Source organism: Microvirga sp. HBU67558, from assembly GCF_018069605.1.
GTDB lineage: Bacteria > Pseudomonadota > Alphaproteobacteria > Rhizobiales > Beijerinckiaceae > Microvirga > Microvirga terrae.
The window spans coordinates 1-25784 of record NZ_JAGPUP010000553.1 but is presented as its reverse complement, the minus strand read 5'-3'; the positions used below and the strand labels follow the sequence as shown (position 1 = coordinate 25784).

Annotated in this window: 21 protein-coding genes; 5 read left to right on the top strand and 16 right to left on the bottom strand. The window is 65.9% G+C overall.

Annotated features, from left to right (window positions below; translation table 11 throughout):
• Positions 1 to 35: 35 nt before the first annotated feature.
• From KBI52_RS25280 to KBI52_RS25245, 8 genes are read right to left on the bottom strand one after another with little or no spacing between them, the layout of a single operon-like run.
• Positions 36 to 1199: an ABC transporter permease gene (locus KBI52_RS25280; RefSeq protein WP_173948509.1), complete on the bottom strand. Its 1164-nt coding sequence runs from the start codon at positions 1197 to 1199 to the stop codon at positions 36 to 38.
• Positions 1196 to 2215: an ABC transporter permease gene (locus KBI52_RS25275; RefSeq protein WP_173948508.1), complete on the bottom strand. Its 1020-nt coding sequence runs from the start codon at positions 2213 to 2215 to the stop codon at positions 1196 to 1198. The genes KBI52_RS25280 and KBI52_RS25275 overlap by 4 nt, the downstream gene beginning before the upstream one ends.
• Entirely contained in the window at positions 2212 to 4125 is a 1914-nt protein-coding gene (locus tag KBI52_RS25270; RefSeq protein ID WP_210812133.1) for an ABC transporter substrate-binding protein, read from the bottom strand. Before KBI52_RS25270 ends, KBI52_RS25275 begins: the two co-directional genes overlap by 4 nt.
• Entirely contained in the window at positions 4125 to 5990 is a 1866-nt protein-coding gene (locus KBI52_RS25265) for an ABC transporter ATP-binding protein (protein WP_210812132.1), read from the bottom strand. The genes KBI52_RS25270 and KBI52_RS25265 overlap by 1 nt, the downstream gene beginning before the upstream one ends.
• A gap of 31 nt (positions 5991 to 6021) precedes the next feature.
• On the bottom strand, positions 6022 to 7962 hold the full coding sequence (locus tag KBI52_RS25260) for a glycosyltransferase (protein ID WP_210812131.1): 1941 nt from the start codon (positions 7960 to 7962) through the stop codon (positions 6022 to 6024).
• Complete coding sequence (locus tag KBI52_RS25255) at positions 7959 to 9089, bottom strand: glycosyltransferase family 4 protein (RefSeq protein ID WP_262265456.1); 1131 nt, start codon at positions 9087 to 9089, stop codon at positions 7959 to 7961. The genes KBI52_RS25260 and KBI52_RS25255 overlap by 4 nt, the downstream gene beginning before the upstream one ends.
• Positions 9086 to 10357: a glycosyltransferase family 4 protein gene (locus tag KBI52_RS25250; protein ID WP_247654649.1), complete on the bottom strand. Its 1272-nt coding sequence runs from the start codon at positions 10355 to 10357 to the stop codon at positions 9086 to 9088. The genes KBI52_RS25255 and KBI52_RS25250 overlap by 4 nt, the downstream gene beginning before the upstream one ends.
• An 8-nt stretch (positions 10358 to 10365) precedes the next feature.
• Entirely contained in the window at positions 10366 to 11640 is a 1275-nt protein-coding gene (locus KBI52_RS25245) for a glycosyltransferase family protein (protein WP_173944998.1), read from the bottom strand.
• A 262-nt stretch (positions 11641 to 11902) separates the two neighbouring features.
• On the opposite strand from KBI52_RS25245, the gene KBI52_RS25240 reads away from it, so the two are divergent.
• The 3 genes from KBI52_RS25240 to KBI52_RS25230 all read left to right on the top strand — a co-directional run bounded on the left by KBI52_RS25240 (position 11903) and on the right by KBI52_RS25230 (position 16332).
• Positions 11903 to 14623: an ABC transporter ATP-binding protein/permease gene (locus KBI52_RS25240; RefSeq protein WP_210812130.1), complete on the top strand. Its 2721-nt coding sequence runs from the start codon at positions 11903 to 11905 to the stop codon at positions 14621 to 14623.
• Positions 14620 to 15063, top strand: a complete 444-nt coding sequence (locus KBI52_RS25235; RefSeq protein WP_173945044.1) for a Crp/Fnr family transcriptional regulator — start codon at positions 14620 to 14622, stop codon at positions 15061 to 15063. The genes KBI52_RS25240 and KBI52_RS25235 overlap by 4 nt, the downstream gene beginning before the upstream one ends.
• 174 nt (positions 15064 to 15237) lie before the next feature.
• The gene (locus KBI52_RS25230; protein ID WP_210812129.1) at positions 15238 to 16332 is read left to right on the top strand and encodes a transglycosylase SLT domain-containing protein; all 1095 of its coding nucleotides are present in this window, start codon (positions 15238 to 15240) and stop codon (positions 16330 to 16332) included.
• A gap of 16 nt (positions 16333 to 16348) precedes the next feature.
• On the opposite strand, the gene KBI52_RS25225 is transcribed toward KBI52_RS25230, so the two are convergent.
• The 3 genes from KBI52_RS25225 to KBI52_RS25215 all read right to left on the bottom strand — a co-directional run bounded on the left by KBI52_RS25225 (position 16349) and on the right by KBI52_RS25215 (position 18795).
• Complete coding sequence (locus KBI52_RS25225; RefSeq protein ID WP_210812128.1) at positions 16349 to 17014, bottom strand: DUF924 family protein; 666 nt, start codon at positions 17012 to 17014, stop codon at positions 16349 to 16351.
• Positions 17015 to 17097: 83 nt separating this feature from the next.
• Positions 17098 to 17334: an Lrp/AsnC ligand binding domain-containing protein gene (locus tag KBI52_RS25220; RefSeq protein ID WP_009494007.1), complete on the bottom strand. Its 237-nt coding sequence runs from the start codon at positions 17332 to 17334 to the stop codon at positions 17098 to 17100.
• Positions 17335 to 17490: 156 nt separating this feature from the next.
• On the bottom strand, positions 17491 to 18795 hold the full coding sequence (locus tag KBI52_RS25215; protein ID WP_210812127.1) for a UDP-glucose/GDP-mannose dehydrogenase family protein: 1305 nt from the start codon (positions 18793 to 18795) through the stop codon (positions 17491 to 17493).
• Positions 18796 to 18964: 169 nt separating this feature from the next.
• On the opposite strand from KBI52_RS25215, the gene KBI52_RS25210 reads away from it, so the two are divergent.
• A complete protein-coding gene (locus KBI52_RS25210) occupies positions 18965 to 19978 on the top strand; it encodes an asparaginase (RefSeq protein WP_210812126.1) in 1014 nt (337 codons plus the stop codon).
• 8 nt (positions 19979 to 19986) lie between these two features.
• Here KBI52_RS25210 and KBI52_RS25205 read toward each other — a convergent pair whose 3' ends face one another.
• The 3 genes from KBI52_RS25205 to KBI52_RS25195 form a co-directional block, all read right to left on the bottom strand.
• A complete protein-coding gene (locus KBI52_RS25205; protein WP_173945369.1) occupies positions 19987 to 20778 on the bottom strand; it encodes a DUF4239 domain-containing protein in 792 nt (263 codons plus the stop codon).
• A 225-nt stretch (positions 20779 to 21003) separates the two neighbouring features.
• Positions 21004 to 21990 carry a methylmalonyl Co-A mutase-associated GTPase MeaB gene (gene meaB / locus KBI52_RS25200; protein ID WP_173945370.1) on the bottom strand — a complete coding sequence of 329 codons (987 nt, stop codon included), beginning with the start codon at positions 21988 to 21990 and terminating at the stop codon, positions 21004 to 21006.
• Between the two features lie 114 nt (positions 21991 to 22104).
• Positions 22105 to 22863: a DUF3750 domain-containing protein gene (locus KBI52_RS25195; RefSeq protein WP_210812177.1), complete on the bottom strand. Its 759-nt coding sequence runs from the start codon at positions 22861 to 22863 to the stop codon at positions 22105 to 22107.
• Between the two features lie 173 nt (positions 22864 to 23036).
• Between KBI52_RS25195 and KBI52_RS25190 the strand changes: the two genes are divergently transcribed.
• On the top strand, positions 23037 to 24008 hold the full coding sequence (locus KBI52_RS25190) for an alpha/beta hydrolase (protein ID WP_210812125.1): 972 nt from the start codon (positions 23037 to 23039) through the stop codon (positions 24006 to 24008).
• Between the two features lie 28 nt (positions 24009 to 24036).
• On the opposite strand, the gene KBI52_RS25185 is transcribed toward KBI52_RS25190, so the two are convergent.
• Together KBI52_RS25185 and KBI52_RS25180 are read right to left on the bottom strand one after the other, a co-directional pair.
• Complete coding sequence (locus KBI52_RS25185; protein WP_210812124.1) at positions 24037 to 25224, bottom strand: family 16 glycosylhydrolase; 1188 nt, start codon at positions 25222 to 25224, stop codon at positions 24037 to 24039.
• Positions 25225 to 25418: 194 nt separating this feature from the next.
• On the bottom strand, positions 25419 to 25784 hold a 366-nt coding region (locus KBI52_RS25180), incomplete at its 5' end, for a cobalamin-dependent protein (RefSeq protein ID WP_210812123.1).

The following is a 25784-nucleotide window of genomic DNA, read 5'->3' as shown; positions in this document are numbered from 1 at the left end:
GGTGTCTCGCATTCCTATACGTCAAGGACAACTGGCTAATGGTAGGGATCCGCCGCGTCCCTGAGGCCGTCGCCCATGAAGTTGAAGGCGAGCACCACGATCACGACCGGCACCATCGGGAAGAGCAGCCAGGGATGCAGCTGCACGGCTGCCAGGTTCTGCGCCTCGTTGAGCAGCACGCCCCAGCTCGTCACGGGCGGGCGCAGGCCCAGGCCCAGGAAGGAGAGGGCCGTCTCGCCGAGAATCATGGAGGGAATCGAGAGGGTCGCCGAGGCGATGAGGTGGCTCATGAAGTTCGGGATGAGGTGGCGCGCGATGATGCGCTGCTTGGACGCTCCCATCAGTTCCGCCGCCTTGACGAAATCCTCCTCGCGCAGGGAGAGCAACTTCGAGCGCACCGCGCGGGCCAGCCCCGGCCAGTCGAGCAGGCCGAGGATGATCGTGATGCCGAAGAACACCAGGATCGGGCTCCAGTTCGCCGGGAGGGCGGCCGAGAGCGCGAGCCACAGGGGCAGCTCCGGGAGCGAGCGCAGGATCTCGATCATGCGCTGGATGACATGGTCGACCCATCCGCCGAGATAGCCGGCAAGACCGCCGAAGAAGAGGCCGAGTGCGAACGACACCGCGATGCCGACGATCCCGATGGTGAGCGAGATTCGCGCCCCGTAGATGATGCGCGAGAGCAGGTCGCGCCCGAGCCGGTCGGTGCCGAGCAGGAACATGGTGCCGTTCTCAGGCGGGCAGACGACATGGACATCCATCTGCCAGAGGCCCCAGAACTGATAGGCGTCGCTCCTGCACAGGAACCGGATGGGCTGTGGCTTCGACGTATCGGGCGTGTAGACGCGCCGGAAGCTCTCGAGGTCGAAGCTGTAGCTGTAGGGATAGGTGAAGGGGCCGACGAAGCGGCCTTCATGCATCAGATGAATGCCCTGCGGCGGCGCGTACAGAAAATCCCCGTGGCGCTTGGTCTGGTTGTAGGGCGCGATCACCTCGACGAAGGGCACGATCGCGTAGAAGAACAGGAGCACGAAGGCCGCCGCCACCGCCACCTTGTGGCGACGGAACTTCCACCACATCAGCTGCCAGGACGAGGCGCGGTAGAAGCTCTCGTTCTCGGCCCCGACAGGCTCGGTCTTGCCGGGATCGAAGGGCGCCGGATCGACGTAATGGCGCTTGGAGGTGATGGCCGTGTTCATCGCCCGCCTCCCATCCGGATGCGCGGATCAAGCCAGGCGAGCAGGAGGTCGGAGATCAGCATGCCGACGACCGTGAGCATGGCGACGAACATGAGGATGAACCCGGCCAGGAACTGATCCTGGCTCTTCAGCGCGCTCAGCAGGATCGGCCCCACGGTCGGAAGACTCAGGACCAGGGACACGAGAACCGAGCCGGATACCAGATGCGGCAGGAGATTGCCGATATCGGCGATGAAGGGATTGAGCGACATGCGGAAGGGATATTTCAGCAGGGCCTTGGTGGGGCCGAGGCCCTTGGCCTTCGCGGTCACATAATATTGCTTGCCGAGCTCGTCGAGCAGGTTCGCCCGCATGCGCCGGATCATGGCGGCCGTTCCGCCGAGCCCGATCACGACGGTCGGGACAAGGAGATGCGAGAACAGGGACTGCGTCTTGGCCCAGGTCCAGGGCTCGCCCGCATATTCTGCGTCGTAGAGCCCGCCGATCGAAACGCCGAACCAGCGGTTCATGTAATAGAGCAGGATCAGCGCGAGCAGGAAGCTCGGGGTCGCAAGTCCGATATAGCCGATGAAGGTGGCGAGATAGTCGCCCACGGAATATTGCCGCGTCGCCGAGTAGATCGCGATCGGGATCGACACCACGTGGATGAAGATCACCACCGCGAGATTGACGAGGAGCGTCAGCCACAGGGCATCGCCGACCACCTCCACAACGGGCTTGTCGTACTCGAAGGACCAGCCCCAGTCGCCCTGAAGCAGGCCGGAGAAGCCGTTCGGTCCCGGCATGACGCCGACCCAGACCAGGTATTGCTGCCAGGCGGGCTTGTCGAGCCCGTACTGCTTGATGAGGAATTCGGCCTTCGCGACGGAGGCCGATTCGCCCTGGGCCCGCAATTCGGCGATCTGGTTGGACAGGAAGTCCCCAGGCGGCAGCTTGATGATGAAGAAGATCAAGGCCGATATGATCAGCAATGTCACCGCCATGGTGACGATGCGACGCAACAGGAAGCGGATCATCGGCGGGCCTCTTTGCCGGCGGCTTTGTTCCAATGGATCTCGTCCAGGCGATAGATGCCGAGCATCGCGGTCGGCTCCCAGCTGTAGAGCGCCTTGGCGGGGAGCCCCTGCAGGCCGTTGCGGACGACGATCGGCTGCAGGGCGCCGGAGATGGTGCCGATCGACCATTGGTTCTCGGCGTGGTTGCGCAGCATCTCGGTCCAGACGTCCCGTTGCACGGTCCGGTTCCCGGTGTTCATCCAGGTCGTGTAGAGATCGAGCAGGCGCTGCGCCTCCGGGATATCGACCTGCTCGCCGTTCTTGCCTTTCGTTTCCACATGCTGGCCCCATTTCGGCCAGGTGTAGTTGTCCTGGCGCATGGGAGCGAGTTCGGTCGGCGGCATGATGGCCGTGGGGATCGCGTTGTCGAGACCGGGGGCCGCGACCATGACGGTCAGGCCCGCATAGGAGCGGTTGCGCAGGACAGTCCGGTCCTGGGGCTTCACGAAGAGCCTGACGCCGATCTCGCGCCAGAATTCGCCGATCAGGGTCAGACCGTCGACCACGAGGCTGCTCTCGCCGTCGGTTTCGACGATGATCTCCAGTTCGCGTCCGTCGGGCAGCAGGCGGATGCCGGCGCCGTTGCGCTTCGTCAGGCCGATCTCGTCGAGAAGCCGGGAGGCCTCGCGCGGATCGTACCCGGCGTTCTCCGTGCGCAGCTCGGCCGAGAAGAGCGGGCTCTCGGCCACGATGGTGTTGTTGCCCTCGGTGCCGAGCCCGAACAGCAGCGCGTTGTTCAGGGTCCTGCGGTCGATGCCGAGGGACAGGGCGCGGCGGAAGCGGATGTCCCGATTGAGCTGGCGCCAGACCGGATCGACGGTGTTGAGATTGGGATAGAGCGCGAGCTCCGTGCCGCGCGCATAGGGCCAGAGCAGGGTGGTATATCCCTTGGCCTTCTCACCCTCCTTCAGGACGGGGATGTCGCTCATGGAGAGGCCGCGGAACAGGAGATCGAGCTCGCCCGCATTGGCCTTGGCCGCGAACAGGCCGGGGGCCGAAACATCCATGATGAGCCGGTCGACATAGGGCAGCTGCTGTCCCTGGTGGTCGACCCGGTGATAATAGGGATTGCGCTCGAAGATGAAGCGGTTGGCCGGCGCCGCGTTCATGACGCGCCAGGGCATGAGCGTGGGCAGGGCCGGGTTGGTCTGCTCCTTCATGTCGTCCATGCGGTTGTGCAGGGCGGCCCAGGATTTCAGCTTCTGCTGCTTGGCCTTGTCGTCGAGTGCGGCCTTGTCGGCATATTTGGCGTGGAACTGCTTGAGATAGGTGGAGGCCCGGTAAATGCCCGGATCGAGGGATCCGGCGAGCTGCGGCAGGAATCGCGGATTGGGCTTGTCCCAGGTGAAACGCACCGTCCGTTCGTCGAGGACCTCGAAGCGCGGGGGCTTTCCGTCCACGAGCATGAATTCGGGCGGGCCGGCGGGCGAGAGATCCGCGTTCTGGGCCACGTCCTCCCAGTAGTAGCGGAAATCCTCCGCCGTGAAGGGCGAGCCGTCCGACCAGCGGTGACCGGCGCGCAGGGTGAAGGTGAAAACCCGGTCGTCCTCGTTCTCGTATTTTTCGAGCAGGTCGGGCTTGAGATGCAGGGTGCGGTCGTAGCCGACGAGCCGCGTGTAGGTGTAGGTCGAGATGTAGCGGATGTCGCGCGGCCGCGGCACCAGGGTGACCATGTCGCCGCCATACTGGCCCGCCGCGTCGACCACGATGGGGGTTTTCGGCAGCCGCTCGGCCAGAGGCGGCAGCTTCTTGTCCTTCACCTGCTCGGCGAAGAAGGGAGCGTCCTTGAAATCCTGCGCCAGGGCCGGCAATGCCAGCCATGCGAGAGCGGCAGCGAGGACGAACGGTCTTGGTCTGATACGGATCAGCATCACGCAGCCTCCCGGGCTGTCAGGTGCCCCAGACGAACCTTGTGGCCAGGTTCGATCTCTTTCATGTGGCCGAACTCGCCGGGTTTGATGCGGAACGGCTCGGGCCATTCCGACGGCTGCGAGAAGCGGCCGGTCCGCAGTTTGGCGAAGTCCAGCGGGCGATCGATGTCCGGATCCGGCACGGCGGCGAGAAGCGCCTGCGTGTAGGGATGAACCGGATTGCGGAAGAGGGAGGATTTCGGCGCCTCCTCGACGATATAGCCCCGGCACATGACCGCGATGGTATCGGCGATGTAGTCCACCACGGCGAGATTGTGGGACACGAAGAGGTAGGACAATCCGAGGGCCGATTGCAGATCCTTGAGCAGGTTGAGCACCTGGGCCTGCACCGATACGTCGAGAGCGGAGACGGGCTCGTCGCAGAGCAGCACGCGAGGCTCCAGGGCAAGCGCCCGCGCAATCCCGAGGCGCTGGCGCTGGCCGCCGGAGAAGGAATGCGGGTAACGTCTGAGCGAGCGCTGATCGAGCCCGACCATGTCGAGGAGCTGCTTGACCCGCTCGTAGCGCTCGTCCGAAGTGCCGATGTCGTGGATGCGCAGGGGCTCCGTCAGAAGCTCGTAGACCGTCATGCGCGGATTGAGCGACGAGAACGGATCCTGGAAGATGAACTGCACCGAACGACGGTAGGCCGTCAGCGCATCGCCCTCCAGCTTGTGCACGTCCTTCGGACCCGTGCCGTCGTCGAAGAGGACGCGGCCCGCATTGGGCGTCAGGGCCCGCATGATCATCTTGGACACGGTGGTCTTGCCGCATCCGGATTCACCCACGAGCCCCAGGGTTTTCCCGGCAGGAAGGGTGAGATCGACTTCGCTGACCGCGCGGATCTGCTGCGTCTTGCCGGAGAACCAGCCCGACCGGAGCGTGAAGCATTTGGTGAGATGCTCGGCCTTCAGGATGGGGCCGTTGGGCTGGATGCGCTGCGGAGCGCCGGCGGATGCGAGAGCCGCGCTCTTCACCTCGCGGATGGGCGTCAGCCGCTCGTTCTCGCCCATGGCGAAGCGCGGGACGGCCCGCATGAGCGCCTGGAGATAGGCATGCTGCGCGTTGCGGAAGATGTTCTCCCGGGAGCCGGCCTCCATGATCTTCCCGCGATACATGACCACGACCTCGTCGGCCACGTTGGCGACCACGCCGAGATCGTGCGTGATGAGGAGCACCGACATGCCCGTCTCGATCTGGAGTTCCTTGATGAGATCGAGGATCTGCGCCTGCGTGGTCACGTCGAGCGCCGTCGTGGGCTCGTCCGCGATCAGGAGGGCCGGGCGTGTGATGAGCGCCATGGCGATCATGGCACGCTGGCGCAGCCCGCCGGACAGCTCGAACGGGTAGGTCGTCAGGGCCCGCTTGGGATCGGGAAAGCCGACCCGGGCCAGCACGTCCACGGTCCTCTGGTTCGCCTTGGTCTGATCCACGTCCGAATGGATCATCAGCGCCTCGGAGATCTGGTCGCCGATGGTGTGGAGCGGCGACAGGGATGTCATCGGCTCCTGAAAGATCATGGCAATGCGCCCGCCGCGCAGGGCATGCATGGCGTCGCTCTCGGGCGCGAGCGCCGCGATATCGACGCTGCCCCCGTTCGCCGGATCGTTGAAGAGGATCGATCCGTTGGTGATCCTGGCCTTCTTCGACAGGATCTGGAGGGTGGCCTGCGCGGTGACCGATTTGCCCGAGCCGGACTCGCCGACGAGCGCCACCGTCTTCCCCTTGGGAATGTCGAACGTCAGGCCGTCGACCGCGCGGAAGTCCCCGGCGTCGGTGTTGAAGTCAACTGTCAGCTGGCGAACCGACAGGAGTGGCGCTTCCATATGCTCCTCCAGGATCTATGAGCATAACGCATCAGATCCCATTAGATCTCAATTGTGATCTTGTTTCCAAGTCGAAACAGGCATCTGGACACAGGAAACGTATGCCTCTGGCGGCGAGATGGGCGATAAGCCTTTCGCATAACGACCAGATGACGTCGTCATGAGCGAGATGATGGGTCAGGAGCCCGATCGGCTCGCCGCGGTCCGCCCGGCCCATCGCGCGCCGCTCGACCGCGTTGGCGAGATTGGCGATGATCAGGGCCGGATCGGCCAGGCTTCTCGTCCCGTGCCAGTCGACGGGATCCACGTGGGTGTTGATCTGAAGGAGACCTGACACGGGATAGGCGGTCATCCGGTCGTTGAAGGTGGATATCGCCCGAAATCCCTGGCCCGGCAGGATCGCGACGATATCCCGGGCGATCCGGTTCCAGGGTGGCACGAAGACGGGCAGGAGCCTCGATCCGAGGAACTGGCGCGCCGCGTGCAGGGCCCGTTCCAGTTCCGCCGTCATCTCGTCCAGCGTGCGGTGAGGGCCGAATTCCGCCTTCTTCTCGCCCGCTGGCGCATGATCGGCATGGCTCCATCCGTGGACGAGCGCGAAGGCCTTGTTCTCCTCCGCCAGTCGGACCGCAAGGGAAGCCTCGATGCCGCTCGGGATGACCGCGAGGCCGATCCCGGCATCGTACCGGCGGGCAAGGCCGAGGAGCCGGTCGAGTTCGGGTGTATCGGCCACCGCGTCGTCGTCCCGCCACCAGAAGCCGACGGGGCAATCCCGATCCTGGGCTCGGTCGAGCGCCTGGTCGAGAGGCGACCAGTCGATGGCCCGGTGAAGGGCTGGCCGGGACTGCACGAGGCTCTCGGCCAAGGCGACCGTCCGGCGGGCGCCGTCGGTGGACACGGCCGGCCTCCGGGACGATGGCCATGACAGCGAGCGCCCGATCGCCCGAACGAGGTTCGGCGGCGACAGATCCGCCTCGGGCAGGATTTCAGCCAAGCCCAGGGCCGCCAAGCGCTCGGCCCGCAGACGCTGTTCCGTCTCCTGGCCGGCCTCGAAAGGCACGAGGACCGACCTCACGCCGCACCGCAGCAGGTCGACGGTGGTGTTGTACCCGGCTTGGCTCACGGATAGTTCGGCGCCGGCGAGCAGAGTCCGGAAGTCGGGCCGCGCGAGCTCGACGGCGACATGAGCCGGAGCGCCGGCCCGAAGCTCACGGAAGTTGGAATCGGCGACGCTCCGGCCGACGAGGATACGCCAGGGCCGGTCGGTGATCTCCTGGGCTGCCTCGAGGGCGGCGCGGTAGAGCGGCAGGCTCGCCGCGCTCGACCCGCCTGAGACGACGATCCCGTGCCGGCGGGTCTCCGGCACCGGGCTCTCGTTCTCGTCCACGTAGCCGGTGTAGCGGATGAGGGGTCTGACCTGCTCGTCCAGGGGCCACGAGGCTTCCAGGGGAACCAGCTCCGGGTCGCCGTGGACGAGGACCGCGTCGTAATGCCGGAGCACGCGTTCATGGGCTTCGGCGATCCGCGACGCCTTGGAGGACGGCACCAGCACGTCCCGGATCGAGCACACGATCCGCGGGCTCGGATCCGCGCCGCGCGCAGCCTCGATCAGCGCGCAGAACTCATCGGCCAGAACGCGCCGCCCGAAGGGAAACAGTTCAGTGATGAGGATGTCGGGCCGGACGGTCGTCAGGGTGTCGAGAAGGAGGGTGCGGCGCCTTTCGAGATAGGCTGCATCCACGGGTTCGAGGTCTTCGTCGAGCAGCGTCCTGAAATCCGTTCCGACCGTTCGCACGGGAGGCAGCTGAACGAGGGTGACGGTGCCCAGATCGGGCAGCCGGGCTGGGCTTCCGCCCGTTACGAGGGTGGTTTCGTGCCCTTCCCGTGCGAAGGCCCGTGCGAGAGCGGCGGCCCTCGTCAGGTGGCCTGCGCCCAACAGATGCGTGACGGCGATCAGAACGCGCACGGTCATTCTCCCGCCTCATCCGTGAGCGGTTGGAGCGCATTGCGCAAGCGCAAAGAAGCATGATCGAGGCCGCGTTCCTGCCGGACGAACCGCAACGCGTTGGCGCCGAGATCCCGCAGCCGTCCGCGGTCCCCTAGAAGATCGCTCAACGCTCCCGCGAGGGCCACGGGGTCGCCCGGGGGCGTGAGAGTTCCGGTTTCGCCGTTCCGCACGACGCTGGCGACCCCGCCATACGCACCTGCAGCCACCGTGCAGCCCAGAGCCTGCGCTTCCAGCAGCACCATGCCGTAGGCCTCGTTGACGGCCGGCCAGACAAAGAGATCGGCCGCCCCGTAGAACGCCGCCAGATCGGCCTTGCTGTCGATCCGCCCATGGAAGCGCACGCGCTGCGCCATGTCGGAGAAAAGCTGTGCGACCTCGTCGCGGGCCTCGCCGTCACCGACGACGTCCAGGGTCCAGGGCAGGTGCCGGAGTCGCTCCAGGGCAACGGCCAGAATGCGGTAGGAGGCGAGCTTGTCGCCCTCCCGCATCATCGCCACCGTCAGGAGGCGCGGCGCGGCTTCCGGCAATGGGCGGGAGGGCGGTGCCGGCCAGTCCTGCAGGTCGAGAAACGGCGGCAGATCCACCAGACCCTGCCGCTGCGGCTTCGCCCGCTCCAAGGCCTCCCGATCATGCGCGGTCATCACGAAGACCACATCGGCCCGGTCGAGGGCCGCTTCCGCCCCTTCATGTCCGAGCGCCCAGGATCCCCGGGCGCGCTTGGCCGCCCGCGAGCCTTCGGCAACGGCGTAGGGAATGCCGAGAGCCTCGGCGACGCGTGGGCCGATCCAGTCCGGCGCCTTGTAATAGACGTGGTAGGTGAACCACAGACGCGGTCGCATCGCGCCGGGCATTGCCCTGTAGCGGGCGATGAGGCGATCGGCTTCCGCCAGCGAGCGCCGTCGGAGATCGTCCTGGCACTCCCGGTCGCCGGCCTTATCGAGGGTCCGCAGCTCGCTGGCGAGGAAAGGCGAAAAGCCCGCCCCGCCGAGAGCTTTCATCAGCAGGCGCGCCATGGTGCGGTCGCCCGAGGGCAGGGGGTGGTTCGGGCTCTTCAAGGGAGCGTAGAACGCAATGGGCCGCGCGGGGGTCACACGCGCTCCGGTTCTCGTGTCGGGCTCTGCGTCACGGCGCGCAGCCGGGCTTCCAGCACGTCGATCCCGCCTTCCATGGAAAACTCCCGCCGCAGGCGCGAGAAAGCCGCGTCGCCAAGGGATTTCCGGCGCTCGGGATCGCGGGCGAGGAGATTGACGGCGTTGGACAAGGCCTCCCAATCGCCCGGCGGCACGAGCCGGCCTTCCAGGTCGTCGCGGATGAATTCCGGGATGCCGGCGAAGTCCGTCGCCACGATGGCAAGCCCCTGGCTCGCCGCCTCCATGATCACGTTCGGCAGACCGTCCCGATCGCCCGATCGGGCTTCTTTGGAGGGCAGTACGAACAGGTCGGCCTCGCGCAGAAGGGAAATGATGTCGGGCTGCGCCTTCGCGCCCAGAAACGCCACCCTGTCGGCGATTCCGGCCTCCTGGGCCTGCTTCTTCAGGCTGGCGAGCAGCTCTCCGCCGCCCACATGCGCGAAGCGCCAGTGGAGGTCCTGCGGCAGGGCCGCGAGCGCCTTGATCAGGTCGCCGTAGCCCTTCTTCGCCACGGCCCGCCCGACGGACACGATGCGCACCGGATCGCGCGGGTTCGCGCCGTTCCTGGCAGGGCGGCCTTCCGGAGGCGACGGAAAGCGCGAGAGATCGAGCCCGTGATAGACGAGCGAGACGCGCTCGGGCCGGGACAGCGATTGGAGATTGCCGGCACCCTGCGCCGTGCAGGTGACCCCCCAGAGCGCCTCCGTGATCTTCTCGCGCTTCTCCCAGTCGGGGGTCGTCCAGATGTCCTTGGCATGAGCCGAGAACGTCCAGGTCCGGCCCGTGAGCAGCGCAGCGTACCGGACGACGGATGCCGGAGTGTGAAGGTAGTGCACATGCAGGTGGCCGACGTCCTCCGGCATCTCCCTGGCCATCGCGAACGCCTGGCCGAGGCGGCGCACCCGGTTGGCGGTGAAATCGCGCTTCAGATCGCGCCAGAACGCCCTCATGGCGCGTCCGAAACCCTTCTGCCCCAGGCTCCAGACGGCGCCGCGCAGCACGCGCAGGGGCTCCTCGTAGAGATATTCCGGCAGATAGGTCACGGGCGCCTTGATCGCCTTGTGCATCGGATGCACGGCCCGCTCCGTCGGATGGCGGAGCGACCAGATCTCAAGGTCAAGACCGCGCTGCTCCAGGGCCAGAATCTCCTGGGCGATGAAGGTTTCCGAGAGGCGTGGATACCCTTTCACCACGATGGCGATGCGCCGGGCTTTCATTGAGGCGAGCATGGGGGCGATTACTCGGCCGCCTGGTGATAGGTGGCGAACGGCGCCCGTGGATCCGTCAAGGCCCTGAGGCGTTCCTGGACCCGGTCGAGTCCGTCGAGAAGGCCCGGGACGGTCACCTCCGACGGGCGCGGCTGCGATGACAGGGATCGAAGGGCGGCGGCCATGCGCTCGGGCGTGCGCGGCTCCTTGTAGTCGCTGAGCATGCTCACCAGCCCGAGCCGCTCGCCTTCGACGGCCCGGATATACTGCTCGAGGCGGGGACGCGTGCGCGGAACGATGAGCGTGCGCTTGTCGAACGAAAGGGCCTCGCAGAAGGTGTTGTACCCGCCCATGGCCACGATGGCGTCCGCCTTCTTCATGAGCCGTTCGATCTTGTTGTCGAACGACATCACGTCGAGCTTCGGCTGCTTGGCGATGCGTTCCACGAAGGACCGGCGCTTGTCCCGGTCGATGAAGGGGCCGAACAGGATCAGAGCCGGCTGATCGAGCTCCGCGTCGGCCTCGTAGGCCGAGATCACCCAGTCGATCAGGTCGTCGCCATCGCCCCCGCCGCCGGTGGTCACCAGGACGAATGGCTGCTTCGTGATCTTGGGATAGCGGGTCAGGGACGGGGTCGGCGGCACGTCCCGGCGCAGATAGCCGGTATAGGTGATGCGCTCCTCCACGTGAGCGGGGAGGTTGAGGGCCTGGAGGGGCTGATAAACGTCCTTGAGGCCATAGACCCAGATCTCGTCGTAATAGCGGATGAGGGCGTCCTTGGCGTCCTTGCGCTCCCATTCCGGAACGAGAAGAGCCGGTTCGTCCATCACGTCGCGGATGCCGAGCACGAGGCGGCATCCGGCTGCCTTGAGGTAATCGAGCGCCGGCACGACCTCGCCGCGAAATCCGGTCGGCTCCTTGTCGACGATAAACACGTCCGGCTTGAAAGCCTTGGCGGCTTGAAGGATGAGGGCCTGGCGCAGGCCGACGGCCTCATCCAGCTCCACATTGAGGTTGAGGCTGCGGTAATCCCCGTCCGGCAGCTTCGTGACCCCCGGGATGCGGATGTAGTCGACGCCGCTGTCGAACTCGAAATTGCCGATGACCGGCGAGCCCGAGATGATGACCACCGAGGTGTCTGGATGGCTCTGGACGATGGCGTTCGCGATCGCCCGCGACCGGCGAAGATGCCCGAGGCCGAAGGTGTCGTGGCTGTAGATGAGAACACGGGTTCCGCGGCCGCTCACGGGCTGCACCGGGGAAGGACCTGCGTCCTGATCGAAGTCCTTCACCAGGTCTGCCATGCGGCTGCCCCTACGGTCAGTCGGCCGGGTCGAACGCCGACCCGTCCGCCTTCTCTACCTTCAAGAGTATCGGATCCAAAGGTGATTTTGCACGCTTGGGATGGATTCCGATGCTCCCTCCTATAAGTAGCACATCGCTGGGGGCGGACGACCGGATCCACTTTTCCGCACGACGCGCTAAGGTCCCTATCGATCAAATAAGGCATTGCCCGAGATCGGAAAGAGGTTCATCCAGGCGTACAGAAGTGGTAACCGTTGGGCAATGGAAAAGAGCCTCTTCAGGTATATTTGGACACATTCCAAGCGCGACCAGCTCATCGTCTGCGCCGTAGTGCTCGCTTCTCTGCCGTTCTACTTCATGTCCCTGGATCTGCCCCGGCAGATCGTCAACCAGGCCATCCAGGGCGAAGCCTTCAGGGACGGCAACGCCACCGCTCCGTTCCTCCATCTCAGCTATGGATGGCCGAAATGGCTCGGGGGCGGCACTCTGGAGATCTTCCAGGGCTTCCAGGTCGGCCGGCTCGGTCTGCTCTTCGGCCTCTCGACCCTGTTCCTGTTCTTCGTCATCGTCAACGGGGCGTTCAAGTACTGGATCAACGTGGCCAAGGGCGTGCTGGGCGAGCGGATGCTCCGGCGGATGCGCTTCGACCTGTTCTCCATGGTGCTCCGGTTCACCCCGGATGCCCTGCGCACGGTCAAAGCCTCAGAGACCGCAACGATCATCAAGGATGAGGTCGAACCGATCGGCGGCTTCATCGGGGATGCGTTCATCACCCCAATCTTCCTGGGCATGCAGGCGATCACGGCGCTCGCCTTCATCATGATCCAGAACGTGTGGCTCGGACTGATCGCCCTGGCGGTGATCGCCGTCCAGTTCACGATCATTCCGAAGCTGCGGCGCGAGCTCCTCCGCCTTGGAAAGCAGCGCCAGATCGCCTCCCGTCAGCTGGCGGGGCGCATCGCCGAGGTCCAGGACGGCATCGAGGTCGTTCATGTCCACAATGCCTACGATTGGGAGCGGGCGGAGATCGGACACCGGCTGTTCAATCTCTTCACCATCCGGCTCAAGATCTATAACCGGAAGTTCTTCGTCAAATCGCTCAACAACTTCCTGGCGCAGCTGACGCCCTTCTTCTTCTACGCCATCGGCGGCTATTTCGCCCTGCGCGGCACCCTCGACATCGGCCAGCTCGTCGCGGTCATCGGCGCCTATCGGGAGCTGCCTCCGCCCTTGAAGGAGCTGATCGACTGGGACCAGCAGCGTCTCGACGTTCAGGTGAAATACGATCAGGTCACCCAGCATTTCGCCGAGGAGCGGCTCGTGCCGCAGCTCGAGGCTCGCGAGGAGGCGGAGGAGGATCAGCCCCTGGTCGGCGAGCTCGTGGCCAAGGATATCCGCGTGGCGGGCCCCCATGGCGACATGATCATCGAAGGAGGCGCCTTCGCCGTCACTCTGCCTGCGAGCGTCGCCCTGATATCCAACGGCGGGGCGGCCGCGAGCTCCCTGGCGCGCATCCTGGCCCGCCGCATGTCGGAGTTCAGTGGGCAGATCCGGATCGGGGAGCGCGACCTCACCCAGCTGTCCGTTCCCGTGATCGGGCGTCGGATCGCCTATGCGGGGGTTGATCCCATCCTGTTTCCCGGCAGCATCCGCGACAACCTGATCTACGGCCTCCGGACGAAGCCCCTGGCCCGTTCGGAGGAGGAGAAGAAGGAGATGGACCGGCGGATCGCCGAAGCGTTCAAGACGGGCAATCCGATCGAGAGCATCGGCGACCGCTGGGTGGATTACGAGCGGGTCGGCGCAAGGGACGAGAACGATCTCGACCGCATCCTCCTCGATCTCCTGGACCGCATCGGCATGGGAGACACCGTCTACCTGTTCGGCCTCGCGGGCAGGATCGATCCCGAACGCCATCTGGCTCTCGCGGAGCGCGTCGTCGAAGCCCGGCGGCGCCTGCGCGAGACGTTCCTGTCGAACGGCATGGCCGATCTCGTGGAGCCCTTCGATCCGGATCGCTACAACAGCCAGGCCACCATCGCCGAGAATCTTCTCTTCGGGGTGCCGATCTCGGAGGAGTTCAGGGGGCGCAATCTCGCCGAGAACGGCCAGTTCCGCAGCGCCATCGACCGAGCCGGTCTGACCGACGATCTCGTCCGCATGGGCCTGCAGATCGCCGAGACCATGACCGAGATCTTCGAAGGTCTGCCCCCCGGCCATTCCCTGTTCGAGCAGTTTTCCTTCATCGGCGCCGACGAGCTATCCGAATTCGAGGCCATCCTGCGCCGGCACGGCAGGGGCGAGGGCACCCTGAGGCGGGAGGACCGGACGCGGCTTCTGGCGCTGCCGCTCGCCTATGTCGAGGCCCGGCACCGCCTCGGCCTCCTGGACAGCCAGCTGACGGCTCGGATCGTGGAGGCGCGGGCTCTTGTCCGCGAGGTTCTCGAAAAGGCCGGTTCCGATGGCGTGGAGTTCCTCGACCCCGAGCGTTACTGCGCGGCGGCGCCACTCCGGGACAACCTCCTGTTCGGACGCGTCAGCTATCAGGTGGCCAATGCCCGCGCCCGTGTCGCGGAGGCCATCGCAACAGTGGTCCGGGAGCTCGATCTTCTGGAGGGTATCGAGCGGATCGGCCTCGACTACCAGGTCGGCACAGCGGGCAGGCTCCTGTCGCCGCAGGAGCGGGCGAGCGTCAATCTCGTGCGCTGCCTGGTCAAGCGTCCGGACATCCTGGTCATCGACGGGGCCTTCGCGCCCTTCGATGAAGCCCGCAGCCAGCAGCTGCTCGAACTGCTGCTCGAGTTCCTCGACCAACAAAGCCTGTTCATGGTCCTTCCGAATGATCGACAGGCAGGCGCTTTCGATGTTCAGTTGCGCTTCCGCGACGGACAAATCATCACGGACAAGACGGCCGCTCCGGCTCCCAGGCCTGCCAGGCCCGAGTCGGCTGCCGCACAGAGGATAACAGGAGAGGTGGCATGACGCTTGAGACAGAGGTTCAGTCCTTGCGGCAGGTGCCCATGTTTCGAGATGTGGATCCGGCCCGCCTGAAGCTCCTCGCCTTCACGAGCGAGCGGGTGCAGTTCTCCAACGGGCAGCGCTTCTTCTCCCAGGGCGATCCGTCCGACGCCGCCTATGTGATCCTCGACGGCCGGGCGAGTGTCCTGCTCAACACGCCCGGTGGCGACATCCAGGTGGCCGAACTCGGGAGCAACGCCCTGGTGGGCGAGATGGGTATCCTGTCGGACACGCCGCGCTCCGCCACGATCATGGCGGCCGAGCCGACCACGGCCCTGCGAATCGACAAGCGCGTCTTCCTCGAGCTTCTGGCCCAGTTCCCGCAGATGTCCCTGGCGATCATGCGGGAGCTGGCGAAGCGCCTCGAGCGGACGAACGCGCAGCTTGTCGCGCAGTCATCCTAAATTTCCGGCCAACCCCTGAGATTTTTTCGGGGAAAATGCCGACACGGTTAGCAAAATCCTACTTCTTATGGCCAAGCTGACCGATTCTCGTCACATCTACCCGTCAACCCTTGTCCCAGAACGACACAAGGGAAGGCCCGGTCATCAGGTCGGGCTGTTGCGGGATTAGTGATGATGAGTAACGCGAGAACGCTGCTGTGCGCGGTTCCGCAGCCTGTTGCGGATGTGCGCAAGTCCGGACATCGCCGCTTCATTCACCTCACCTTGGCCGCGGGCCTGATGCTGGGCCTTCAGGGCTTGGCAGCCGGACCCGCGGCCGTCGCCACCCTCCCGAGCGCCCTTCTGGCAAGACCCGTCGCGGCCCCGGCCGAGCAGCCGCTCACCACCGGCTCGCTCATCACCGCGTCAATGGACTTCACCCCGAAGCTCCTGAAGGAGCCGGGCCTCTTCAAGGCGATCCTCGAGGGTGCGTTCACGTTCAAGAAACCCCACGCGGTCAAGCCGGCGCCGCAGGAACTGGCGGACGAGACAGCAGGCGATCCGGATGAGCTGATCCCCTTCAACGGTCGCACCGTGCCGCGCTGGCTCGTGCATTCCATCCTGAAGGCCGCTCATGCGACGGGGGTCGACCCGGTCTACATGATGACCCTGGCGGATGTGGAATCGAGCCTCTCTCCCGAGGCCAAGGCGCCGACGTCGTCCGCCCAAGGGCTGTTCCAGTTTATCGACAGCACCTGGATCGAGACCATCTACGCCCATGCGGCCGATTACGGGTTCGGGGCCGCTGCGGACGCGATCAGCTACGTCAACGGTGAGCTGGAGGTGAGTCCGAAGCACCGGGAGTGGATCATGAGCCTGCGCACGGATCCATATTTCTCGGCCCTCATGGCCGGCGAGCTGATCAAGGACGTGGAGCGGGCGTTGCAGGCGGAAGGCGAGCGGGAACTTGCCGAGGCCGAGCTCTACCTGGCCCATTTCCTGGGCGCCTCCAGCGCCGTGCGGTTCCTCGAGGTCCTCGACCAGGACCCGAACATGAAGGCCTCCAAGCTGTTCCCGAGGGCCGCGAAGGCCAATGCCGGGCTGTTCACGGAAGGCAAGGGGCGCAAGCGCCGTTCGGTCAGCGTGGCGGAGCTCTACAACAAGATCGATTCGAAGATCGTCCGCCGCCTCGACCGCTACGAGGGCATCGGCCCCTATCTGGCCGAAATCTCCCGTCAGACCGAGCGCACAGCCGAGGTGTCGGCCGACGCATCGCCGCTCGTGCAGTAAGGGCTGCGCCCGAACGTCATCCGACTGCGCTGATGGCCGACGACGCGGAGGCCGGCAGCGAGCGCGTGTGAACGAAATCGCCCTTGGCCAGGTAGGTCAGCTCCTCCGGCGTCGAGTGGCGCCCGAGGACCGGATTCCGGTGCGGGAAGCGGCCGAAACGGGCGATGATGTCGAAATTGGCTCGGGCCTGGCTGAGGGAGAAATGCCAGACCGGCTTGAGGTGCTCCGGAGCCTCGTCGAGGGCCTGTTCCGAGATGGCCACGATGCGCCTCATCCGCTCCAGATGGTCCGGACCTTCCGCATGGGCTAGCGGAAGGAAATAGAAGAACCTTTCGTAAGGGCTCGTCAGGGCGTCGTAGTGCCCGTTATCGAACCCTTCCTCGGCCAACCTCACCGTCTCCGGATCGGAGGAATAGGCGTCCGGCGTGCCGGCGAACAGGCCGCGTGGGAACTGGTCGAGCACGATGATCAGGCACAGCCGACCGAGCGGGGTGGATCGCCAGCGGTCGAGTTCGCCGGCCCTGGCCGCACACACCAGGGGGGCGAACCGATGCAGCTCCGCATTGGCTCCGCCGCGCATCCACCAGGCCAGCATCTGCCAGTGCGCCGCGACGTCGGCCTCCGAGAGGTCGACAGGAAACCAGAAGTCGTAGACCTCGCGCCAGTCCGTATGAGATGCCATCGGCTCCTCCTTGAAGGAGCCTCTATCCTATCGCGGGTGCCGTCTCCGGGCTGTGCTTGGAGTCACCTGGCAGGGCCAAGGTTTCAGAACGCCTTGAACGTGATGATCGTATGCGTGTCGGCGATCTCCGGGATGACCTGCACGTTCTCCGCGATGAAATGGCCGATATCGACCCCGTCATCCACATGGAACTTGGCGAGAATGTCGTAATTGCCCGCCGTCGAGTAGATCTCCGACGCGATTTCCCGGTCGGCGAGGGCGTTGGCGACCGCGTAGGTCTTGCCGAGCTTGCATTTGATCTCGACGAAGAAGGTCTGCATGGGGTCTCCGGAGCGTCGTCTGGAACGTGAGGATCAGGGAGATATGGCACGGGAGCACGCCGGTGAGAACCTCTGTGGTTCAACCTGACACGGCGTCATGGCCGGGCTTGTCCCGGTGATACGGGGAGGGCACGGCCGAAGGTCCTAGGGCCGTCCTCAGCCCCGTCCGATGCTCACATAGGCGAAGCCGTGGCGGCGCATCTCCTCGGGGCGGTAGACGTTGCGCAGGTCCACCACCACCGGGGCGGCAAGCGTCGCCTTCAGGCGCGACAGGTCCAGGGCCCGGAACGTGTCCCACTCGGTCACCAGCACCAGGGCGTCGGCCCCGCGGGCGCAATCGTAGGCATCCCGGGCATAGGCCACGTCGGTCAGCACCGACCGGGCCGCCTCCATGCCTTCCGGATCATAGGCTTTCACCCGTGCTCCGGCGTCCTGGAGCGCCGTGATCACGTCGATGGAGGGCGCATCGCGCATGTCGTCGGTGTTGGGCTTGAAGGTCAGGCCGAGCACCGCCACGGTCTTGCCGCGCACCGAGCCGCCGCAGGCGGCGATCACCTTGCGGCCCATGGCGCGCTTGCGCTGGCTGTTGACCGCCGCCACCGTCTCGACGATGCGCATCGGCGCCTCGTGGTCCTGCGCGGTCTTGATCAGGGCCAGCGTGTCCTTGGGAAAGCACGAGCCGCCATAGCCCGGGCCGGCATGAAGGAACTTCGCCCCGATCCGGTTGTCGAGGCCGATGCCGCGGGCCACGTCCTGCACGTTGGCGCCCACCTGCTCGCACAGATCGGCGATCTCGTTGATGAAGGTGATCTTGGTGGCCAGGAACGCGTTGGCGGCATACTTGGTCAGCTCGGCCGTGCGCCGGGACATGCTGAGCAGGGGAGACTGGTTGAGGTAGAGCGGGCGGTAGAGCTCGGTCATCACGTCCTTGGCGCGCTCGTCCTCAGTGCCCACCACGATGCGGTCCGGGCGCTTGAAATCGGCGATCGCTGCACCTTCGCGCAGGAACTCCGGGTTCGACACCACGGCGAACTCGGCCTCGGGCCGGGTCTCGCGGATGATGCGCTCGACCTCGTCGCCGGTGCCCACCGGCACGGTCGATTTGGTCACCACCACGGTGTAGCCGTCCATGGCGGCCGCGATGTCGCGGGCGGCCTGGTAGACATAGGACAGGTCCGCATGGCCGTCGCCGCGCCGGGACGGGGTGCCGACCGCGATGAACACGGCCTGTGCGCTCTTGACGGCCTGCGCCAGATCGGTGGTGAAGGTCAGGCGGTCCTCGCGCACGTTCTTGGCCACGAGATCGTCCAGGCCCGGCTCGAAGATGGGGATCGCGCCCCGGTTGAGCGCCTCGATCTTGGCCGGCTCCTTGTCGACGCAGCAGACCTCGTGCCCGAAATCAGCAAAGCAGGCGCCCGACACCAGCCCCACATAGCCCGCTCCGATCATCGCAACACGCATCAGAGACTCCCTGTTTGTTCCAACCTTGGGTTTAGAGTGGCGCGGGCTTCACAGCAACCCGCGCCGGCAGACCATTCCGGGGCACCATTTTTGGCTTTTGCAACAATGCCCCCTTTGACTTCTGGAATAAGTGCCTCCACAACACCGCCGCTTTTCAAACGGGGCATTGATGAACAATCCTTTTCTTGTCGAGGTCACCCGCGGGAACCTGGTCGAGTCGCGCCACAGGGGCAGCGTCTCGGTGGTGGATTCCGAAGGGGCCACAGTTCTGTCGATTGGCGATGTCGACAGGCGCGTTTTTCCGCGCTCCGCCGTGAAAGCGCTTCAGGCGATGCCGCTGGTCGAGAGCGGCATTGCGGACAAATACGGGCTGACCGACGAAGAGATCGCGCTGGCCTGCGCGTCCCATTCGGGCGAGCCCGAGCATGTGGCGACCGCCAAGGCCATGCTGGCCAAGGCCGGGCAGGATGCCGGCTGCCTGGAATGCGGCGTGCACTGGCCCATGGGTGAGGCGGCGAACCGGGCGCTCGCCGCCTCGGGCGGCACTCCGAGCGCGCTCCACAACAACTGCTCTGGCAAGCATGCGGGCTTCGTCTGCCTGGCTTGCGGTCAGGGGCAGAACCCGAAGGGCTACGTGCTGGCGGACCACCCGGTGCAGCGCAGCGTGCGCGAAGCCCTGGAGGAGATCACCGGCGCCTGCCACACGGTCGAGAAGAGCGGCATCGACGGCTGCTCGATCCCTACCTATGCGATCCCGCTGCCCTCGCTCGCGTTCGGCTTCGCCCGGTTCGGCACCGGGAGTGGCCTTCCGGGTGATGGAAGAGCCGCCTCCGCTTGGATCCGCCGGGCCGTGGCACGCCACCCCTTCATGGTCGCCGGCACGGGCCGCTTCGACACCAGGCTGATGGAGCTTCTCGGCGAGCGCGCCTTCGTGAAGGTCGGGGCCGAGGGCGTCTATTGCGCGTCCTTTCCCGACCTCGGCTACGGAGTTGCCCTGAAGGCCGAGGACGGCAACAGCCGCGCGGCCGAGGCCATGATGGCCGGTCTCGTGCTGCGCTTCCTCAACCTGGACACCGGGGAGCGCCGGGCCGTCGAGGAGCTGGCTCAGCCCGTGTTCAAGAACTGGAACGGGATCGAGGTCGGGCGGATCCGCCTGGCCTCCGAGGTCCTGGGAGCGATCTAAGCCGGGTCTCACGGTCTCGGATTCATCTGCTGGCGGGCGTGGAGGAGGTCGTCGGGCTTGAGCCCATGCGCGCCATGGAACGGCCGGTCGAGGACGCCCACCATGTAGACGACCAGCCCGACGAAGATCATGAGGACGCCTCCCAGCAGGAAATGCGTCGTCCGCTTCAGGTCGAACAGCCAGAGGATGAAGACGTTCAGGGCGGCGCCCGCCAGGACGACCGACCAGATCACTTTGGGCACGCTGGTCCCGGCCGCCTGGATGCGCAGGCGGCGCTGCTCGATGAAGTCCTCAAAGATCCGCAGGGCGGCCTGATGGATCAGGTCCTCGCCTGCATCCCGATTGGGCCTGAAGGCCATGAGTTGGCGACTCAGCTGGTCCACCAGCAGCGTTCCACGGGTCGATGCCTGGTTGCTGCGCTGGAACGACCAGCCCGGGCCGGTTTCCTCGTCCACATATTGGCGAAGATTGTCCGACAGGGCGGTACGGAGGGGTTCCGGATAGCCGCTGAAGGTGCGGTAGAGGGCGATGACGCTGGACGCCTCCCGCCCGACCGCATCCTCCGCCTTACCGTAATTGTCGAAAACCGCGATCGAGAGCAGCGCGAGGAGAACGCCGTAATAGAGGGTGAAGGCGTTCAGGAGCAGACCGACGATCGTGTTCGGGTCCCGCTCGTCGCGCAGGAGGCGTCCGACCGCAGGCTGCAGCAGCACCGAACCGATCAGGGTCGGCACCAGGAAGAAAAGGCACACGATGACGGCGCCCATGAAAATGGGCAGCTGATGCAGCCGATCGATCACGACGCGGTTCGCTCTTGCGGGTGCCCGTCGGGCACCTATCCAGTGAAGCGGTTTTCGCGCGCAAGATCAGGTGGAATTCCGGATAGGGGCGTCAGGATTCATTGGCTCGTCACGTCATGGCCGGGCTCGTCCCGGCTATCCCGCTCGGAAGAGTGCTGCGCCGGAGAGGTGTGGAGCCACCGGCATAAGGCCGGTGAGGGCGTGGACCTGTGAGCATGGCTGGCGCTAGAGTCCCAGCAGCGTCGCGATCTCGATCGCCCCAGCGGTCGGCGACAGGGTGCCGTCCGCGATGGCCCGTTCGAGCTCCGGCACGCGCCGGCGCAGAGCGGGATCGTGGTGCAGGCGCTCGTACAGGCGCTCATGGACGAGGGCCCACATCCATTTCGTGTCTTGTGCCCGGCGTTTGGCGGCGAGCTCCCCCGTGGCCTCCAGGCGTGCGCGATGGTCCTTCACCTTGTCCCAGACCTCGTCGAGCCCTTGGCCTGTCAGTCCCGAGATCGTGAGCACGGGCGGCGTCCAGGTGGCGGAGGCCGGCGCCAGGATGTGCAGCGCGGCCTTGTACTCGGCGGCGGCCGCCTTGGCCTTCGCGCCCGCGTCGTCCGCCTTGTTGACGGCGATCAGGTCGGCGAGCTCCAGGATGCCTTTCTTGATCCCCTGAAGTTCGTCGCCCGCGCCGGGCAGCATGAGCACGAGGAAGAAATCGGTCAGGTCCGCGACCGCTGTTTCGGATTGTCCGACCCCCACCGTCTCGACCAGGATCACGTCGAAGCCGGCCGCCTCGCAGAGCAGCATGGTCTCCCTGGTCTTGGCCGCGACGCCGCCCAGGGTGCCGGAGGACGGCGAGGGGCGGATGAAGGCGTTGGGATCGGCCGCGAGCCGGGCCATGCGGGTCTTGTCGCCGAGGATCGCGCCGCCCGTGCGGGTGGAGGAGGGGTCCACCGCCAGAACGGCAACCTTGTGCCCTCGTTCTGTGAGCATCGCCCCCAAGGTATCGATGGTGGTGGACTTGCCGACGCCAGGCACTCCGGTGATTCCGATGCGCACCGCCCGGCCGGTGCGGGGCATCAGCGTCTGCAGGAGCGCGCGGGCCGCCTCGCGATGATCCTGGCGGCGCGATTCCATCAGGGTGATGGCGCGCGCGAGCGCAGCGCGGTCGCCCCCTGCCACGGCTTCGGCCGTAATCTCCGTCTTTCGCTGCGAGCCCCCGGTCATGGGAGAGCTTTAGCGCATCGTGCGCAAAAGTGGACTCGGATTTCGCTGACGCGGCCCTCCGGGTCTGCGTCGAACGATTCGCTCAGCGAGACGGGAAGCGTCTCGGTGCCGCGTTCACCAGGTGATCGGGTCCATGCCGATTCGTCCCCAGGCGGGAATCTTGACGGCGGGGCGGCGCAGGTCGATGCCGGCGACGAGCCCCATGAAATCGATCTCGATGCCTTCAACCCAGCCGAGCGCGAGGCCCGCATAGCCGCCGAGCGAGATCTGGATGCCTGTGCGGCTTGGCGTCAGGCCGACCATGTCCCGCCACGGCTGCCAGTCCTTGCCGAGGGCCGTCGGCGGGAGCGCCGCGCCGAGTTCCGGGACAGACCGCATCACATGGGCCACGAAGGTGTTCGAGTTCGGACCCGGCCAAGCGTTGTAGGCGCCGAAGGTCTGGTAGGGATAGCTCGCCACCGCCTGGCGCACCTGCGGGATCAGCCGTTCCGCCGCCTCTCCCTCGATCAGGACGACCGGATGCGGCGCGTTGCCGAACCAGCGGCCGTCCGGCGCCCAGCCGTTGGTGCGGACTGGGCTGCCCCAGCCGACCTTGTCGTAGCGGGTATAGGTGCGTGCGCCGGCCTCCTTCACGACCACCCAGGTGTGGTGGGCGAAGATGCCGCGCCAGCGGCCGACCCGCGCCGCATAGACGGCCACGACGGCCTGAGGCGCTTCGGATGCGGCCGGCAGCAGCTTCGCGCTCGACCAATCCGCCGCGCGCCAGCTCGGCGCCACGTCGTCGCGCATCGCCCACCAGAGCGCATGAGCCCCGAGAGGCAGGACAAACAGGCCGACAATGACGAGGAAGACACGGGACAGGAAGGCAAGCATCACGCAAAAGTACGGATGCGCCGGCGCACCATCAAGGCGACACGGGGACGCCGTCGTTCACCTTTGGTTTACCGTCTTCCTGCTTGAACGGGTCATCGACGGTCCTCTGCCTTGCGCATGCCATGATCGAGGACAAAACAGCGTTGCCCCCTTGTCTCTTGAAACCCGGCCTCATGCTCTTTCCCTTTTCGCGCCTTGCTCTCGTCTGCCTTGCCGGCCTTGCCCTGTCCGGATGCCTCGGAGAGGACTCGGCCCTCACCAGCCCGGTCTCGTCGCAGGTCGGTCTCGCCCGGGATCCGAAACTCCTCGTGGCGACCACGCGGCTGCCGGTGGGCGATCCGCCGAAGAAGCCCTGGTTCAGCAGCGAGCGCTCGGCGGACCTCGTCTTCGCGGAAGCGCGCCTGAAGCCGCCGTCGGATTCCTTCATCGGGAGCAGCGGCTGGAGCATCGCGAAGGTCGAGAACGTCGATCACAGCAATGCCGCTCAGGCCTTCGCCCAGGCGGCCTTCGGGCACAACCTGCTGCTCTACATTCACGGCTATCGCGAGAGCTTCGAGACGGCCGCGACGTCGACCATCGACCTGTCTGAGGGCATCAAGTTCGCCGGGGTCACGGGCCTGTTCACCTGGCCGTCCGCAGCCTCGACCTTCAGCTATGTGGCCGATCGCGAAAGCGCCATGTGGTCCCGCGACGCTCTCGAGGATCTGCTGACCGCCATCGCCAAGACCCCGAGCGGCGGGCGGATCCACATCGTGGCCCACAGCATGGGCACCCTTCTCACCCTCGAGACCCTGCGGATGCTGCGCGCCTCGGGCGGTGAGAACGCCATGGACCGCATCGGCGCCGTGGTGCTGGCAGCCCCCGACATCGACATCGACCTCTTCGCCCGCGGCCTCGAACGTCTCGGGCCCGACGCGAAGAAGATCACGGTCATCAGCTCCACCAACGACCGGGCGCTCGCCGTTTCGAGCCGTCTTGCAGGCGGCATTATCCGGGCCGGCGCGGCCGATCGCGAGCGGCTCGAATCCCTCGGCGTGCGCGTGGCCGACGCCTCGGAGTTCGGCGGCGGCATCATCAACCACGACCTGTTCCTGACGAACAAGGACGTGCAGCAGGTGATCAAGCGGGCGATCGAGCGGTCGTAGCACGACGCCGTGCCCGCCCGCGGCAAGGTCACACGATGAAGAAGTCGTCGTAACCGAGCTGCGCCTTGCTGACGCCCTCGAACGTGATGGAGCCGCCATCCGCCAGCTTGAGGACCGCATCGCCGGCCGGGTTGTCCTTGATCATCCGGTAGAGGCCGGAGAAATTCTTCTGGCCCAGGATGGCCTTCGTGACGCGAACCGCGTCGCCGCTCATGGGGTCGAAGTCGACGATGACGTCGTTTCCGCTCGGCCCTGTCCGGTAGAGGAACGTGTCGGCCCCATGGCCGCCCGCCAGGGTGTCGTTGCCTCTCAGGCCCTCGAGCGTGTCGTTGCCGCTATAGGCGAAGACGATGTCGTTCAAGGCATTCGCATTCGCGTCGCCGACGAGAAGGTCGGCCCCGGAGGTTCCCTTCAGGCTGGGCGTGGTCGTCGGAATCGACGATGGCGTGTCGAGCGACCAGGCGCGGATGTAGTCGATCTTGAACTCCGCCGGGAACCGGGTCGTCTCGTCGGGCGCGCCCGGCCAGTTGCCGCCGACGGCCAGTCCGGCGAGCAGATACATGGGCTCGCTCATGCCCGCAGGCGTCTGCATGGAGTAGACCGCCGTCCCGTCGAGATAGAAGGTGATGGCATCGGCTGTCCACATCGTGCCGTAGGCGTGGAAGTCCTGCGAAGGATCGACCCCGGCGGAGATGCCCTGCGTGTCGTAGAAATGGCCGCCGCGGCTGTCGGTCCAGTGAGACCCGACATAGTAGGTTGCGGGGTCGTGGCCGAGGAGTTCCAGAACGTCGATCTCCGGCGGCCAGTTGCCGCTCTGCGGCAGAAGCCAGAAGGCGGGCCATAATCCCTGGCCCGACGGCACCTGGGCCGAAATCTCGAAATACCCGTAGGTCTGCGAGAAGGTGCCATGGGTGTTGATGAGTCCCGACACGTAGGGGAGCCCGTCGGTCAGACCTGGATCGGGCGAGGGCCGCGCCGTGATCGTCAGGATGCCGTCCCCGGCTTCTATCGGATCCGCCACGATGGAGAAGGGATCGAGTGCCGGGTTCTGCCGAATGACGGGCGTCGAGCGGTCGGCGAAATACTGCATCTCGCCATTGCTCGCGATCGTGCGGCCGCCCCACCAGTATTGCGTGCCCCAGATCGACGTATCGAGATAGGAGCCGGCGAATTCGTCAGAGAAAGTCAGTGAATATCCGTCGAGATTGACCGACATCGGTGCTCCGCAAAGTGATCAATGAAAAACTTGGTCTTTGAGACATGTTTCTCATGGATCGGAGGGCGGGCAATTAGGTGGAAGTACCTATTCGCGGTCGATGATGAAGGCAGTGTTAACGGTGAAGACTTGAGAGATCCGCCAATGCCTGCGGCACCGGGTGCGAGCGCAGTGACGATCCACCCCGGGCGGCGCTACTCCGCCGCCTGCTTCGGCCCGTAGCCGAGGCGCCGGTTGAGGTCGTCGATCAGGTTCACGGCCGCATCGGCGATGACGGTGCCGGGCGGGAAGATCGCCGAAGCTCCGGCCTGATGAAGGGCGTCGAAGTCCTGTGGCGGGATCACGCCGCCCACCACGATCATGATGTCGTCGCGGCCGTACTTCGCGAGTTCCCCCTTGAGCTCCGGCACCAGCGTGAGATGGCCGGCCGCCAGCGACGACACGCCGATGATGTGGACGTCGTTCTCGATCGCCTGGCGGGCCGCCTCCGCGGGTGTCGCGAAGAGCGGGCCGATATCCACGTCGAAGCCGAGATCGGCGAACGCGGAGGCGATCACCTT